Origin of the sequence: Kitasatospora sp. NPDC056184, assembly GCF_042268405.1 — a bacterium.
GTDB lineage: Bacteria > Actinomycetota > Actinomycetes > Streptomycetales > Streptomycetaceae > Kitasatospora.
Window position 1 is genome coordinate 614296 of record NZ_JBHJUI010000002.1, and the last position, 14067, is coordinate 628362.

At 73.8% G+C, this 14067-nt stretch carries 10 protein-coding genes; 7 read left to right on the forward strand and 3 right to left on the reverse strand.

All coding sequences use genetic code 11. The annotated features are described in order from the left end of the window. Positions 1-199 precede the first annotated feature (199 nt). Both ACFC0B_RS07565 and ACFC0B_RS07570 read left to right on the forward strand, forming a co-directional pair. A complete protein-coding gene (locus tag ACFC0B_RS07565) occupies positions 200-2422 on the forward strand; it encodes a pyridoxal phosphate-dependent decarboxylase family protein (protein ID WP_376083531.1) in 2223 nt (740 codons plus the stop codon). Positions 2423-2530: 108 nt separating this feature from the next. Continuing rightward, positions 2531-3265 (forward strand): TNT domain-containing protein, encoded by a 735-nt coding sequence (locus ACFC0B_RS07570; RefSeq protein WP_376083533.1) that lies wholly within the window; start codon positions 2531-2533, stop codon positions 3263-3265. Between the two features lie 83 nt (positions 3266-3348). On the opposite strand, the gene ACFC0B_RS07575 is transcribed toward ACFC0B_RS07570, so the two are convergent. Both ACFC0B_RS07575 and ACFC0B_RS07580 read right to left on the reverse strand, forming a co-directional pair. Continuing rightward, on the reverse strand, positions 3349-4623 hold the full coding sequence (locus tag ACFC0B_RS07575; RefSeq protein WP_376083534.1) for an amidohydrolase family protein: 1275 nt from the start codon (positions 4621-4623) through the stop codon (positions 3349-3351). Positions 4624-4948: 325 nt separating this feature from the next. Continuing rightward, entirely contained in the window at positions 4949-6193 is a 1245-nt protein-coding gene (locus tag ACFC0B_RS07580; RefSeq protein WP_376083536.1) for an MFS transporter, read from the reverse strand. A 125-nt stretch (positions 6194-6318) separates the two neighbouring features. On the opposite strand from ACFC0B_RS07580, the gene ACFC0B_RS07585 reads away from it, so the two are divergent. Next, complete coding sequence (locus ACFC0B_RS07585) at positions 6319-7254, forward strand: LysR family transcriptional regulator (protein ID WP_376083537.1); 936 nt, start codon at positions 6319-6321, stop codon at positions 7252-7254. A 189-nt stretch (positions 7255-7443) separates the two neighbouring features. Continuing rightward, positions 7444-8796, forward strand: a complete 1353-nt coding sequence (locus ACFC0B_RS07590) for a hypothetical protein (RefSeq protein WP_376083539.1) — start codon at positions 7444-7446, stop codon at positions 8794-8796. A 51-nt stretch (positions 8797-8847) separates the two neighbouring features. On the opposite strand, the gene ACFC0B_RS07595 is transcribed toward ACFC0B_RS07590, so the two are convergent. After that, the gene (locus ACFC0B_RS07595) at positions 8848-10521 is read right to left on the reverse strand and encodes an FAD-binding dehydrogenase (RefSeq protein WP_376083541.1); all 1674 of its coding nucleotides are present in this window, start codon (positions 10519-10521) and stop codon (positions 8848-8850) included. A gap of 228 nt (positions 10522-10749) precedes the next feature. Between ACFC0B_RS07595 and ACFC0B_RS07600 the strand changes: the two genes are divergently transcribed. The 3 genes from ACFC0B_RS07600 to ACFC0B_RS07610 all read left to right on the forward strand — a co-directional run bounded on the left by ACFC0B_RS07600 (position 10750) and on the right by ACFC0B_RS07610 (position 14057). Continuing rightward, positions 10750-11706, forward strand: coding sequence for a formylglycine-generating enzyme family protein (locus ACFC0B_RS07600; RefSeq protein ID WP_376083542.1), 957 nt, complete (start codon positions 10750-10752; stop codon positions 11704-11706). A gap of 82 nt (positions 11707-11788) precedes the next feature. Then, on the forward strand, positions 11789-12355 hold the full coding sequence (locus ACFC0B_RS07605) for a PadR family transcriptional regulator (RefSeq protein WP_376083544.1): 567 nt from the start codon (positions 11789-11791) through the stop codon (positions 12353-12355). A gap of 127 nt (positions 12356-12482) precedes the next feature. Further along, the gene (locus ACFC0B_RS07610) at positions 12483-14057 is read left to right on the forward strand and encodes a sulfatase (RefSeq protein WP_376083546.1); all 1575 of its coding nucleotides are present in this window, start codon (positions 12483-12485) and stop codon (positions 14055-14057) included. Positions 14058-14067: the final 10 nt, after the last annotated feature.

A 14067-nucleotide genomic window follows, 5' to 3' on the forward strand; every position in this document is an offset into this window, starting at 1 on the left:
GTGTCGGCGCCGACCGGGGCCGGTCGGCTGGCGGGGGTGCTGGGATCCGGCGTGGCTCGTCGGTCCGGAGGGGCGCCGCTCCTATCGTCCGTGTGCGGACAGTGAGCTCCGGGGCGGCGGCGTGATCGACGGGGATACCGGGTCCGGCCGCCCCGCGCTCCCGGTCCGGTCCCGGCCCCGCCCACCCCAGGAGGACCGCGTGTCCCAGCATCCCCATGACCTCGCCCCCGACGCCGCCGCGGCGATGCGGCGGCTGTGGCCCGAGTACCGGCTCACCAGGGACGAGGGAACCACCGAACTCGCCGCCTGGTTCCTCGGCCCGCTGGGCGAGAACGGTCCGGTGCTCAAGGAGCTGGTCCAGGCCGCCCTGGACTCCCACCTCGCCGACCGGCGGGAGGTCTACCCGAACGACCCCCCGTACGTCACGGACGACATGAAGAGCTCCGGCGCCTACCTCGACGCGGTCAAGCGGACGAGGGCGCACCTGGACGACCTGCTCGACCGGCTGCGCGGCTCCGTCCCCCAGTTCAGCTACCGCCACCAGGGGCACATGCTCTGGGACATGACGCTGCCCGGCATCGCCGGCTACTTCGCGGCGATGCTGTACAACCAGAACAACGTGGCCGCCGAGGCCTCCCCGGTGACCACCCTGCTGGAGAAGGCGGTGGGGGAGAGCCTGTGCGAGCTGGCCGGCTACGACCCTGAGACCTCCTGGGGGCACGTCGCCTGCGACGGGAGCATCGCCAACCTCGAAGCGATGTGGTCGGCGCGGAACCTGAAGTACTACCCGGTCGCCCTGGCCCGGGCCGTCGCGAACGACAGCGGGCTCGCCGTGGCCAGGGACGTCACCGTCGTCGACGGCGCGCACCGGCGCCACCGGCTCCTCGACCTCGACGACTGGGCGCTGATCAACCTCCCCGTGGACACCGTGCTGAAGGTCCCCCGCGATCTGGGGGCCGTCCTGGAGGAGCACGGCCTCGGGCTGGACGCGCTCGAATCGATCAACGAGTACACGATCCAGCAGCTCGGCTTCGAGGCCTTCCGGCAGCAGCTGGACGAGACCGTCCTGGCACCGGTGGCGCTCGCCCCGGCCACCATGCACTACTCCTGGCCGAAGGCCGCCTCGATCCTCGGCCTCGGCCAGCAGAGCCTCCTCACCGTCGAGGTGGACCGCGACGCCCGGGCCAGGCTCGACCACCGCAAGGAGATCCTGGACCGGTGCAAGCGCGAGCGGCGGCCGGTCATCATGGACATCGCCGTGCTCGGCAGCACGGAGCTGAGCTCCGTCGACCCGCTGAAGGACATGCTGGCCCTGCGGAACGCGTACGCCGAGCAGGGCGGCTTCTTCTACCCCGTGCACGTCGACGCCGCCTGGGGCGGCTACTTCGCGGCGCTGCTCAGGAAGCGCGGGGGCCCGGACCCGGAGGACCGCGTCCTGCGGGCGACCACCACCCCCGAGCTGATGATGAGCGCGTACGTCAACGAGCAGTACGGCGCGCTGCCGCACGCCGACTCCATGACCATCGACCCGCACAAGGCCGGATTCATCCCGTACCCGGCCGGCGGCCTCTGTTACCGCAACAAGAACCAGCGCGAGATGGTCACCTTCACGCCCCGGTACCTCGTCCACGCCAAGGACGACCCGAGCACCGGCCTCTACAGCGCGGAGGGGTCCAAGCCCGGCGCGTCGGCGGCGGGCGTCTACCTGAGCCACAAGGTCATCACCCCCGACCAGGACGGCTACGGCCGGATCCTCGGGCAGTGCCTGTTCAACAGCAAGCGGCTCTACGCCGGGATCACCACGCTGAACCTCACCAGCGAGCCGACGGGCGGTCCGGGGACCTACCGGGTGACACCCGTCCAGTGGCTCCCCGCCGAGCGCGAGCACGGGGACGTGCGGACGCAGCTGGAGAAGATCCACGACCTGGTCGTCACCCGGACCAACGCCGAACTGGTCGCCGACGCGGAGGCGATGGAGCTGTTCACCGAACTCGGCGCCGACCAGGTCATCATCGGGTACGCCTTCAACCCCTACCTCGGAGGCGGGCTCAACACCGACATCACGGTGGCGAACACCCTCAACGAGGCCGTCTACGCCAAGCTCAAGGTCGACTTCGAGAAGGCCGGCGCCAAGAACGGCTCGACGAAGAAGGCGCCCCCGCTGATCCTGATGCAGTCGAGCTTCGTCGAGGAGACCTACGGGCACGCGTTCATGGCCGAGTTCGGCCGGCGGATGGGCCTGGACGTGTCCGCCGCCCGGCTTCCGCACATCAGCTTCATGATCTCCACCACCATGGACCCGTGGATGAGCGACACCGCCAGGGGCGACTTCACTCCGGAGATCGTCGAGCAGCTGGACGCCACCGTGCGCGAGACGATCGCCGAACTGCCGGGCCGCCTCACCGAGGGGGCGGCCCCGTGACGGGCGGCGGCCCGGCCCGGCTGCGGCGGGGCGTCCCCGACGGTGGTGTTCTCCCCTTCGACGACCAGCGGCTGTACGCCTGACCCCCCTCACCTCACGGAACGGAGCATGCCCATGCGTCTTCGCTCGATGCTCACCGTCTCCCTCGCCTGCGCCCTGCCGTTCACCGGCATCGCGGTCGCCGGAGACGCCGCCGCCCGGCCGGCCGGTACCGGAGCCGTCCGATCCGACGAATGCCCGGGCGGTCCGGTGGACCCACCCCACCCGGAGCTGTACTACTGCGGGCAGGCCCGCCTCGGTCCTGCCGCCCTGCCGAACACGGAGCCGGTCGCCACCATGCTGAGGGGCTATCAGCGCTTCGGCGGGCTCAGCGCCACGCACTTCGTGCAGCTGTACGCCAACACGGACCCGCAGCAGAGCGGCAGGTGGATCTACCCTCCGGACCGGGGCTTCCAAAGGATCAACGACGTGGTCGACAAGACGCGGTGGACGGTGCCGCAGGGCACCAAGCTGGACCGCTTCGGCGCGCTCCACGGCGGCTACTTCTCCGATCCCGGTACACCGTTCAACCAGCGCTCGGTCACGCCGGATTCGCTCAACCCCGACCCGGACCGCGGCAAGGCCTACTTCTGCCTGTCCGTGCTGAAGCCCTTCGACGTCTGGCGCGGACACACCGCGGCCTTCTACGGGATGCCCGGTGGCGGAGTGCAGGAGTGGCTGGACCGGGACCTCAAGCCCGCGGAGCTCGGCGACAAGGACTACAAGATCGACGTCCTCGTCAATGAGAAGTACCTCGCCGTCATCGGCGACGACGAGTGCGCGGTGACACCCACCGGAGCCTGACGGTCGATCGCGTCGGCGGCGCGGACGGCACAGCACCCTCATGCTGTGCCGTCCGCGCCGCGGCGACGTCGGGCCGGGGGCGGTCAGCCGAGCTGGTTCTTGTGGATCCGGCCGCCCTTCATGACGAGGGCGAGGTTCTTCTCCGGATCGGCGAGCAGGCCCAGGTCCTGGAGCGGGTCGCCGTTGACGAGCAGCAGGTCGGCCCAGGCGCCGGGCTCGATCACGCCGAGCCGCGCCGCCTTGTACGGGTCGCGCTCGCCGGAGAGGCGGAACAGTTCGGCGTTGCCCCAGGTCGCCATCCGCAGGGCCTCCGCCGGGCTGAACCCGAAGTGGCTGTTGAGGCGGACGAGCATCTCGATCTGCCGGTGGGTCTCACCGCCGGAGAACACCAGGTCGGTCCCGAAGGCGAGCTTCACTCCGTAGGCACGGGCCCACCGGTAGGTCTGCTTGACGCCCTCGCACACCCGGTGCCACTTCTCCCGGCTCTCCGCGGTGGCGTGGTGGCTGTCCGATTCGAGCCACGGTTGGGTGCTCAGCCACACCCCTCTCCTCGCGAGCAGCGCGATGGTCTCCTCGTTCGCGAGGTGGCCGTGCTCGATCGAGAGGATCCCCGCGTCGACCGCGCGGCGGACGGCGTCGGACCCGTAGACGTGCGCGGCCGCGTAGGTGCCCCAGTCGGCGGCCGCCTCCACCGCGGCCCGCAGCTCGTCGAGCGTGAACTGCCGGGTGTCCAGCGGGTCGTAGGCGGAGGCCACCCCGCCGCCGGCCAGCACCTTGATCTGACTCGCGCCCTTCTTGAGCTGCTCGCGCGCCGCCGCGAGGACCTCGGCCCGCCCGTCGGCGACGCGGAAGTACCCCATCGCCTCGCCCCGCGACCGCGGCCCCCCGAAGGCGGTCGCGGGGTCGTACACCCCGGAGAAGTCGCCGTGTCCGGAGGTCTGGGAGATCATCGCCCCGCTGGGGTAGATCCGGGGCCCCGGGAAGCGGCCGGCGTCGATGGCCTGCCGCAGCGCGCCGGTGTCCCCGCCCACGTCGCGGACGGTCGTGAAGCCGCGCAGGAGCGTCCGCCCGGCCTCGGCCAGCGCGTTGTAGTAGGGCAGGCCGGTGGCGCCGTGGAAGAGCTCCTCCTCCGTGCTCCCGGCCAGGAACAGGTGGGTGTGGGCGTCGCTGAGCCCGGGGATCAGGACCCGGCCGTCGCCGTCGACGACCTTGGTCTCCGGGGCGGGGGAGTCCTCGGCGGCGGCGATCCTGCCGTCCGCCACGTACACCGAACGCGGGTCGCCGACCAGGCCGTTCCGGCTGTCGAAGACCCGTACATCGGTGATCAGGACCGGCTGCGGAGGCTGTGGGGAACTCATGGCTTCCCTCCTGTGCGTATACGCATCGACCACTGGGCACGATAGGGCGGTGCGGGTCGCGACGCAGGGCGTTGGGGCCTGTCGTGCGAACGGCGGTACCGAACGGGCCAGTTTCCGTCGCCACCGCGGGCGGAAGTGCCGTTCGTGTGCGCGGCGGACACCCGGAGCGGCGTCGACCGCGACGAGCGCGGGGCCGGGCGCCTTCCCGTCCGGTCGGCCTGCGGGCCGGAGGTCCAGGACGAGCGGGGCGAGGCTCATGCGTGTGTTCTCCTCGGTGCGGCCGGTGCGGCCGGTGCGGCCGGTGTGCGGCCGGTGTGCGGGCGCGTCATGCGCGGCCGGGGGACGGTGCCGGGGCGGGCAGTGGCGTCCGGTCGTGGCGGGGAAGCAGGAGCGGGCTGGCCAGGATGAGCAGTCCCGCCACCGCGATCGCGGTCCGCGGGCCGGTGGCGTCGGCGAGCAGCCCGCCGAGCGCGGTGAGCGCGGCGATGGCGGCCTGCTGGCCGATCGACCAGGCCGACAGCGTGCGGGCGACGAGTTCCTCGGGCGTGCGTTCTAGCCGGTAGGCGGCGAGCACCGGGTTGAACAGGCTCATGTTGACGATGATCGCCAGCTCGACGGCGATCACGGTGAGGAGGCCGACCGCGCCCGGGCGGACGAGGACCAGGCCGATCAGCCACACCGCGCGCAGCGTGCCGACGGTCCGGAACACCCGGTGGCGGCCGTGGCGGGCCACCACCCTGCGGGCCAGCCGGGAGCCGATCAGCCCACCGAGGCAGGGGACGGCGAAGGCGAGGCCGTACTGCCACGGCGCGAACCCGAGCCGGCCGAGCAGCAGCACGGCCAGCAGCGGCTCGGTGGCCATGATCAGGCCGGACACCAGCACGCTGTTGAGGTACAGCGCCCGCAGCCCGGGGTCGCCCAGGAGGTGCCGCCAGCCGTCGAGCAGGGCGCCCGCCCGGGCCCGGCCGCCGTCGGCCGGGCGCGGCGCCTCCTCCCGGCCCCCGATCGCGCCGATGCCCAGCGCGGACAGCAGATAGCTGCCCGCGTCGGCCAGCACGGTGGTGACCGGCCCGAACAGGCCGATCGCCGCTCCGCCCAGCGGCGGCCCGACGGCGATCGCGCTCCAGTTCGTCGACTCGAACCGCGCGTTGGCCACCAGCAGGTCCTCCGGCCGGACGAGGGCCTTGAGCTGGGCGCCGCTCGCCGCGTTGAACGCGATCCTGGCGGCGGCGACCACGGCGGAGACGGCCAACAGCTGCGCGAACCCGAGCCGGCCCAGGGCGTAGGCGACCGGGATCGACGCCATGGCGGCGCACCGGACCAGGTCCATCGCGATCATGACCGGCCGCTTGCGCCGGAACTCCACCCACGGCGCGAGCGGCACCGCGATCAGCGCGCCGACCGCCGGACCCGCCGCGGACAGCGCGGACACCTCGGCGGGACCGGCGTGCACCACCAGGACGGCGATCAGCGGTAACGCCCCGAACCCCAGCCCGGACCCGTAGGCGCTCGCCGCGTAGGCCGCCCACAGCCAGCCGAACCGCCGGCCCAGCGCTCTCCTGCCCGTCATGCCTCGTACCTCCCCGCACAAACGGCTGTTGACCGGTGAGAGCCAACCGGACCGGAGAAGGCGTGGTCAAACAACCGGACCGCCGGATCTCCACAACCACTGGTTGTTCACTAGGGTGGGTCGGCATGGACCTCGAAGCCGTACGCACCTTCGCCGCCGTCGCCGAGGCGGGCCAGTTCCAGAAGGCCGCCGCCGACCTGTCGATCACCCAGCAGGCCGTCTCCAAGCGCATCGCCGCACTGGAGCGCGACCTCGGTGTGCGGCTGTTCGACCGCACACCCCGCGGCGCCGAGCCCACCATCGACGGGCAGGCGTTCCTGCCGCACGCGCGCGAGCTGCTGCGCGTCGCCGAGCGCGCGGTCGCGTCCGTGCACGCCGGCCGGCGGCCGCTGCGGGTCGACGTGATCAGCTCGCGCGGCGCCGGCTCGGGCCTGCTGCGCGACTTCCACCGGGCCCACCCCGGGACCGAGCTGGACGTGCTGATGCTGCTGGAGATCGACGCCGCCGTGGCCGCCATCCGGTCCGGGGCGATCGACGCCTCCTTCCGGGCCGTCGCCATGCCCGGCCGGCGCCTGCCCGAGGACATCGAGGCCGTCCGGGTGGTCGACGAGCCGCTCCAGCTCCTCACCGGCCCCGGCCACGCGCTGGCGGGCGCCCGGTCGGTGACCCTCGCCCAGCTCGCGGGGCACCGGATCTGGATGCCGGGTCTGCTGCCCGGCAGCGAGTGGGCGGCCTACTACGACGACCTGGTCGCCGAGTTCGGGCTCACCATCGAGGCGACCGGGCCCAACTTCGGCTCCGACGCGCTGCTCGACACCGTCGCCGACACCCCGGCCCTGGCCACCTTCATGGGCGGGCTCACCCGCCTCGTCTGGCCGGCCGGCCACGGGCTGCGCCTCATCCCGGTCACCGACCCCGTGCCCGTCTACCCGCACGCCCTCCTGTGGCACCGCGACAACCCCCACCCGGCCCTGGCCGCCCTGCGCGCCCACCTCGCCGCGGCGGCACCCGCCCCCGACGCCCCCGGCACCTGGCGTCCGGCCTGGGTGGTCGAGCGCTGAGCGGACCGCCGGTCCGCCGGTCCGCCGACCGCCGGGGCTCACTGGCGGCGTATTCTCCGGCCGGTTTCCACCCGTACGGTTGACCGTCGGCCGCCTCCGGCGCTTGGCTCTCCCCGGGCCCGCCGGCACGGGCAGCAGCGGCGGGCAGCACCGACCACCAGGGGAACCGACCGGGGAGGACGCATCACCATGGAACCGACGAACCGAACGGCCCGCACCCGCCGTCTGGCCCGCGCCGCCTGCGGGCTCGCGGTGGCCGCGGCCGTCACCGCCACCGCCGCACCCGCCCAGGCCGCCCCGGCCTGGGGTCCCATCGTCCAGGTCGACCTCGGCCCGGACGGCGCCCGGGCCGACCAGCAGTCGGCGAGCCTGGGCATCAGCGAGAACGGCCGCTACGCGCTGTTCGGCTCGTCCGCGACGAACCTGCTGGCGGGGACCGAGGCCCCCGCCTACGGCCTGTACGTGCGCGACCTGCGCACCGGCCGCACCGAGCTCGTCAGCCGCGCCGAGGACGGCGCCCCGGTGGCCAACACCGGTGAGACGGCGGGGATCAGCGGGGACGGCCGCTACATCGCGTTCTCCGGCGAGGCGAACGGGGTGTTCAACGTCTACGTCCGCGACCGCGTCAGGGGCCGCACCCAGCTCCTCACCGCCGGCACCGCCTCCGGTCCCGGCGAGGGCGACCACGGCGCCTACCAGCCGGCCATCAGCGCCGACGGCCGCCGCGTCGCCTTCATGTCGGCCCGCGCCGACGTCGTGCCGGGCGCCCCCGTCACCCCGGACACCCGGAACGTCTACGTCACGGACCGCGTCACCGGTGCCACCCGGCTGGTCAGCGCCGGAGCCGACGGGCAGGCCGCCGACGGCCCGTCCGAGAACCCGGTGATCAGCGCGGACGGCCGGACGGTCGGCTACAACTCCAAGGCGACGAACCTCCTCCCGCCCGCGGACGGGGGCACCGCCGACCTGCTCCGGCGGCGCTACACCACGCTCTACGCCACCGACCTGCGCCGCGGCACCACCGTCGTGGCGAGCGTCGCACGCGACGGAACGCCCGCAGTCGGCTCGGCGGACCGGGTGTTCACCCTCAGCCCGGACGGCCGCTACGCCGCCTACGCGCTCGGCGCGGCTCCGCTGCCGGGCGGCAAGTCCCGGACCGAGCTCTTCCTCCACGACCTGCGGACGGGACGGGTGACGGCCGTTCGGACGTCCGCCAACCCGGACGCGATCTGCTGGGCGGACCCGTCGGCGGCGATCACCGCCGACGACCGGTGGATCTACTTCTCCGGCGGCTGCTCCGACACGATCATCCGGGCGAGCCAGGCACGCTACGACCTCTACCGCCAGAACCTCGACACCGGCCGCACCGAGCCCGTCAGCACGACCCCCGACGGCACCCCGCAGGACGGCGCCGCGGTGACCCCGTACGTCACCGCCAACGGCCGCACGGTGCTCTTCGCCGACAGCAGCACCAACCTCCTCCCCGGAGACCCCGGCGCCTACGAGTGGCACATCTACCTCCGCTCGCTGACCCGCGGCTGACGGACCACCGGCGGGCCCGACCCGGCGTCGGGCCCGCCGCCCGCCCGGCGGCTACCCCGCCTGCCGGGCGGCGGCGCGGCCCGCCTGGCGGCCGCTGAACAGGCAGCCCCCGAGGAAGGTGCCTTCGAGGGCGTTGTAGCCGTGGAGGCCGCCTCCGCCGAAACCCGCGACCTCCCCGGCGGCGTAGAGGCCCTCGACGGGGCGGCCGTCGGGGCCGAGGGCGCGGGAGTCGAGGTCGGTCTGGATGCCGCCGAGCGTCTTGCGGGTGAGGGTGTGGAGCTTCACCCCGATGAGGGGCCCGTTGGCGGGGTCGAGGACGCGGTGCGGCGCGGCGGCGCGCCCGAGGCGGTCGCCGAGATAGCGGCGGGCGTTGCGGATGCCCTGGATCTGGGCGTCCTTGCTGTAGGGGTTGGCGATCTGCAGGTCGCGGGCCTCGACCTGGGCCCGGATGCGGGCCGGGTCGAGCAGGGGTTCGGCGGTCAGCCGGTTCATCCCGTCGACCAGCTCGTCCAGGGTGCGGGCGACGACGAAGTCCTCGCCGTGGCGCTTGAACGCCTCGACCGGGGCGGGCGCGCCCTTGCCGAGCAGGCGGGTGCGCAGGAAGGCGGCGCGGTCCTTGCCGGTGATGTCGGGGTTCTGCTCGGAGCCGGAGAGGGCGAACTCCTTCTCGATGATCTTCTGGGTGAGGATGAACCAGGAGTGGTCGTGGGCGGCGATGTCCTCGGTGGTGCGCAGGTGGCGCAGGGTGGCGAGGGTGTCGTAGCCGGGCAGGCAGGGCGCGGGCAGGCGGCGGCCGAGGGCGTCGAACCACAGGGGGGAGGGGCCGGGCAGGACGCGGATGCCGTGGCCGGGCCAGATCGGGTCCCAGTTGTGCAGGCCCTCGGTGTAGTGCCACATCCGGTCGCTGTTGACCAGGCGCGCCCCGGCCTCGGCGCTGATGCCGAGCATCCGGCCGTCGACGTAGGCGGGGACGCCGGTGACCATGTGCGCGGGCGGGGTGCCGAGCCGGGCGGGCCAGTGGCGTCGGACGAGGTCGTGGTTGGCGCCGATGCCGCCGGTGGTGAGGACGACGGCCTGCGCGGTGAGCTCGAACCCGCCGGTGACCTCGCGGCTGGTGGCGACTCCGCGCGGGGAGTCGTCCGCCGCGAGCAGTGCGCCGCGGACGCCCTGGACGGTGCCGTCGGTGACCACGAGTTCGTCCACCCGGTGGCGGTGGTGGAAGGTCAGCAGCCCGGCGGCGGCGGCCTGCCGGGCGCGGCGGACGAAGGGGGCCACCACGCCGGGGCCGGTGCCCCAGGCGACGTGGAAGCGGGGCACCGAGTTGCCGTGGCCGTCGGCGCGCAGTCCGCCGCGCTCGGCCCAGCCCACCGTGGGCAGGAGGGAGACGCCGTGTCCGGCCAGCCAGCCGCGCTTCTCGCCGGCGGCGAAGTCGACGTAGGCCTCGGCCCAGCGCACCGCCCAGGCGTCCTCGTCGTCGAGCCGGTCGAACCGCGCGCTGCCGCGCCAGTCGTTCCAGGCCAGGTCGACGGAGTCCTTGACGCCCAGGCGGCGCTGCTCGGGCGAGTCGACGAGGAAGAGACCGCCGAACGACCAGAACGCCTGTCCGCCGAGGTCGGCGGGACCCTCCTGGTCGACGAGGGCCACGCGGCGGCCGCGGGCGGTCAGCTCGTGTGCGGCGACGAGGCCGGCGAGGCCGGCCCCCACGACGATGACGTCGGTGTCCATGGGCGGTGTTCCTTGTGTCGGGGGTGAGGGGGAGTCACGGCCGGTCCCCGTCGTCCGGGCCGTCCACCGGCGGGCGCGGGCCGCCGGGGTGAGGGAGCGGCCTGCCGGGACCCGGCCGTGACGGCCGCGCAGGGGTGTCCCGCTCCTCGGCCCGGCTGGTGAGCTATGTACGTTAGAACATAAGTGCCGAGGGCGATAGACCCAGGCCGACACGAGAGGGACCCGCGCATGACCGACCCCACCGCGCCCGCCCGCTGCTGCATGCCGTCCGGGGGCGGCGCACCCGCACCCGCCCTGCTCCCGGTGCCCGCGCCCTCGCCGCACCGCCCCGGCGACGAGGGGATGGCGCTGCTGCCCGGGGGCGAGTTCCTGATGGGCACCGAGGACGCCGAGGGGTTCCCCGGCGACGGGGAGGGCCCGGTGCGGCCGGTGCGGCTGAGCCCGTTCCGGATCGACACCCGCGCGGTCACCAACGAGCGGTTCGCCGCGTTCGCCGCCGACACCGGGTACCGCACCGACGCGGAGCGCATCGGCTGGTCCTACGTCTTCGCGTCCTTCCTGCCCGCCGCGCTGCGCCGCGGTGCCCCGCGCCCCGAGCGCACCCCCTGGTGGTGCGGGGTGGAGGGGGCCGCGTGGAACCGGCCCGAGGGGCCGGGCAGCGGGCTCGGGGAGCGGGGCGACCACCCGGTGGTGCACGTGTCCTGGAACGACGCGGCGGCGTACGCGGCCTGGGCCGGCAAGCGGCTGCCCACCGAGGCGGAGTGGGAGTACGCGGCGCGCGGCGGCCTGGAGCAGGCGCGCTACCCGTGGGGCGACGAGCTGGACCCGGCGGGGGAGTACCGGTGCAACATCTGGCGCGGCACCTTCCCGGCCCGCAACACCGCCGCCGACGGCTTCCGCGGCACCGCCCCCGTCGACGCCTTCGAGCCCAACGGCTTCGGGCTGTACAACGTGTCGGGCAACGTCTGGGAGTGGTGCGCCGACTGGTGGGCCACCGACCACCCGGCCGACCGTCCGGCGGTCGACCCCGCCGGCCCCGCGGGCGGCACCGACAAGGTCATCCGGGGCGGCTCCCACATGTGCCACCGCTCCTACTGCAACCGCTACCGGGTGGCCGCCCGCACCGCCAACAGCCCGGACAGCTCCAGCGGGCACGCGGGCTTCCGCTGCGCGGCGGACGCGTGAGAAGTCCGGACCGGACCTTGACATCCGCCGAACCGCGGGTGAATCTTTCCGCCATAAGTTCCTCAGAACATAGGTGCCGCCCATGCAGCTCGACTATGTGATCCTCGGGGGGTTGGCACTGCGCCGCCTGTCCGGCTACGACCTGCGCCGGTGGATGGAGGGGCCGGGCCGCTACCTCGGGTACGGCGTCCAACTCCCGCACATCTACCGCCGCCTGGCCAAGCTCGTGGAGCGCGGCTGGGTGGACTTCGAGGTCGATCCGCGCGAGGGCCGGCCGGACGCCAAGGTGTACCGGCTGACGGAGGACGGCCGCACGGCGCTCCTGGAGTGGGCGAAGTCCCCCTTCGTCCCCTCGTCGCGCGCCAGGGACCCCGACTTCACCCTGCGCTTCGTCTTCGCCGGGCAGCTCGACCCGGCGATCGCCCTGGACATCGTCACCACCGAACTGGAGCTCCGGCTCCAGCAGCACGCGGAGCCGGGCGCCCTGCCGTTCCCCGACGCGTACGACCCGCAGATCCCCGAACTCGACGCCGCCTGGGCCGGCGAGGTCCACACCATGGCCCACGAGTACGGCTACGCCTACGGAGCCTCGTACATCGCCTGGCTCCAGCTCACCAAGGCCCGCCTGGAGGCGCGGCTCGGCCGCTGAACCGCGGCCCGCCGCCCCCCCCCGCGGCCTACCCCCACCCCCCTCGCAGTGACCGGTCCGCCCGGCGTCCCCCCGCCGGGCCGGACCGGCGTGCGCCCCTGCCCGGCTCCCCCCTCGGAGTTCCCCCGTGCGCATCATCTACGTCGACGTGGACACCCTCCGCGCCGACCACACCACTCCCTACGGCTACCACCGCCCCACCACCCCCCACCTCCAGGCCCTCGCCGAGAAGTCGGTCACCTTCGACCGCTACTACTGCTCCGACTCGCCCTGCCTGCCGTCCCGAACCGCGCTGACGAGCGGTCAGTTCGGCATCACCAACGGCGTGATCGGCCACTTCGGACCGGCCGCGCAGTTCCGGCTGGACTCCGGCCACGGCCCCGAGCCCGACCGCCCGCTGCTCGGCCAGGTCCTCGGCTTCGCCGGCCACCGCACCGCCGCCGTCTCGGTGTTCGCCGAACGCCACCGCGCCTACTTCTTCCACGCCAACTTCCGGGAGTCGATCCGCGCCACCGCCCGTCTCGGCGACGAGGAGGCCCAGGACGTCAACCGCGCCGCCACCGACTGGATCCGCCGGCACGCGGCGGACGAGAACTGGTACCTGCACCTCACCTACTGGGACCCGCACACCAACTACACCCAGCCCGCCGAGTGGACCGAGCGGATGGCCGCCTCGGGCCCCGTGCAGGAGTGGCCCGACGAGGAGACCATCGCCGCCCACGCCGAGGTCTACGGCCCGCGCAGCGCCCTCGACCTGCACTACGCGCTCACCGGCGACGGCACCTCCCCGGTCCCGCACAACATGCCCGACGCCATCCGCTCCCGCGCCGACTTCGAGCACCTGATCAACGGCTACGACGGCGCGGTCCACTACTGGGACCACCACTTCGGCCACCTCATGGCCACGCTGGAGGAGTTGGGCATAGCCGACGAGACCGCCGTGATCGTCAGCGCCGACCACGGCGAGTCCTTCGGCGAGCAGGGCTCCTACGCGGAGCACGGCCTGGCCAACGAACCGACCCACCGGCTGCCGCTGGTCGTGTACTGGCCCGGCGTCACCGACCGGCTGCCCGCCGAGGCGCGGCGCAATGACGCGCTGCTCTACAACATCGACCTCGCGCCCACCCTCTGCGAGCTCCTCGGCCTGCCGGCGCCGGCCGGCTGGCAGGGCACCTCCTTCGCCCCCGCGGTGCGCGGCGGGGCCATCGAGTCCCGCCCGTACCTGGTCCTCGGCCACGGCGCCCACACCTACCAGCGCGCGGTGCGCACCCGCGACCACCTCTACATCCGCACCTACCACCCCGGGGCCTTCCGGGCCGAGTGGGAGCAGCTCTTCCACGTCACCGAGGACCCGCACCTGACCCGGGACCTGCTCGCCGACGAGCCCGAACTCGCCGCCGTCATGCGCTCCCACCTCGCCGAGTGGTGGAACGAGTACGCCGGCCGACCCGGCTGCCTGCCCGACCCGATGCAGGCGACCCTCCAGACGGGGCCGACGTACTACAGCGACCCCGTGCGGTACGCCCGGCACCTGCGCGACACCGGCCGCGAGCACCTCGCCGAGGACCTCGAAGCCCGCCTCGCCTCCCTGAACGTGCCGGTGTCCTGGCACGCCCCCGACCGCCCGCGCACCGCCGAACTCGCGGCGCGCTGGGCGGCCCTGCTGCAGACCCGTGACGAACGCTCCGTCCGGTCCGACTGACCCGCGGCAC

Coding starts and splice junctions, on each gene's coding strand:
- ACFC0B_RS07570 (WP_376083533.1), top strand. CDS start 2,531: ATGCCCATGCGTCTTCGCTCGATGCTCACCGTCTCCCTCGCCTGCGCC.
- ACFC0B_RS07575 (WP_376083534.1), bottom strand. CDS start 4,623: ATGAGTTCCCCACAGCCTCCGCAGCCGGTCCTGATCACCGATGTACGG.
- ACFC0B_RS07580 (WP_376083536.1), bottom strand. CDS start 6,193: ATGACGGGCAGGAGAGCGCTGGGCCGGCGGTTCGGCTGGCTGTGGGCG.
- ACFC0B_RS07585 (WP_376083537.1), top strand. CDS start 6,319: ATGGACCTCGAAGCCGTACGCACCTTCGCCGCCGTCGCCGAGGCGGGC.
- ACFC0B_RS07590 (WP_376083539.1), top strand. CDS start 7,444: ATGGAACCGACGAACCGAACGGCCCGCACCCGCCGTCTGGCCCGCGCC.
- ACFC0B_RS07595 (WP_376083541.1), bottom strand. CDS start 10,521: ATGGACACCGACGTCATCGTCGTGGGGGCCGGCCTCGCCGGCCTCGTC.
- ACFC0B_RS07600 (WP_376083542.1), top strand. CDS start 10,750: ATGACCGACCCCACCGCGCCCGCCCGCTGCTGCATGCCGTCCGGGGGC.
- ACFC0B_RS07605 (WP_376083544.1), top strand. CDS start 11,789: ATGCAGCTCGACTATGTGATCCTCGGGGGGTTGGCACTGCGCCGCCTG.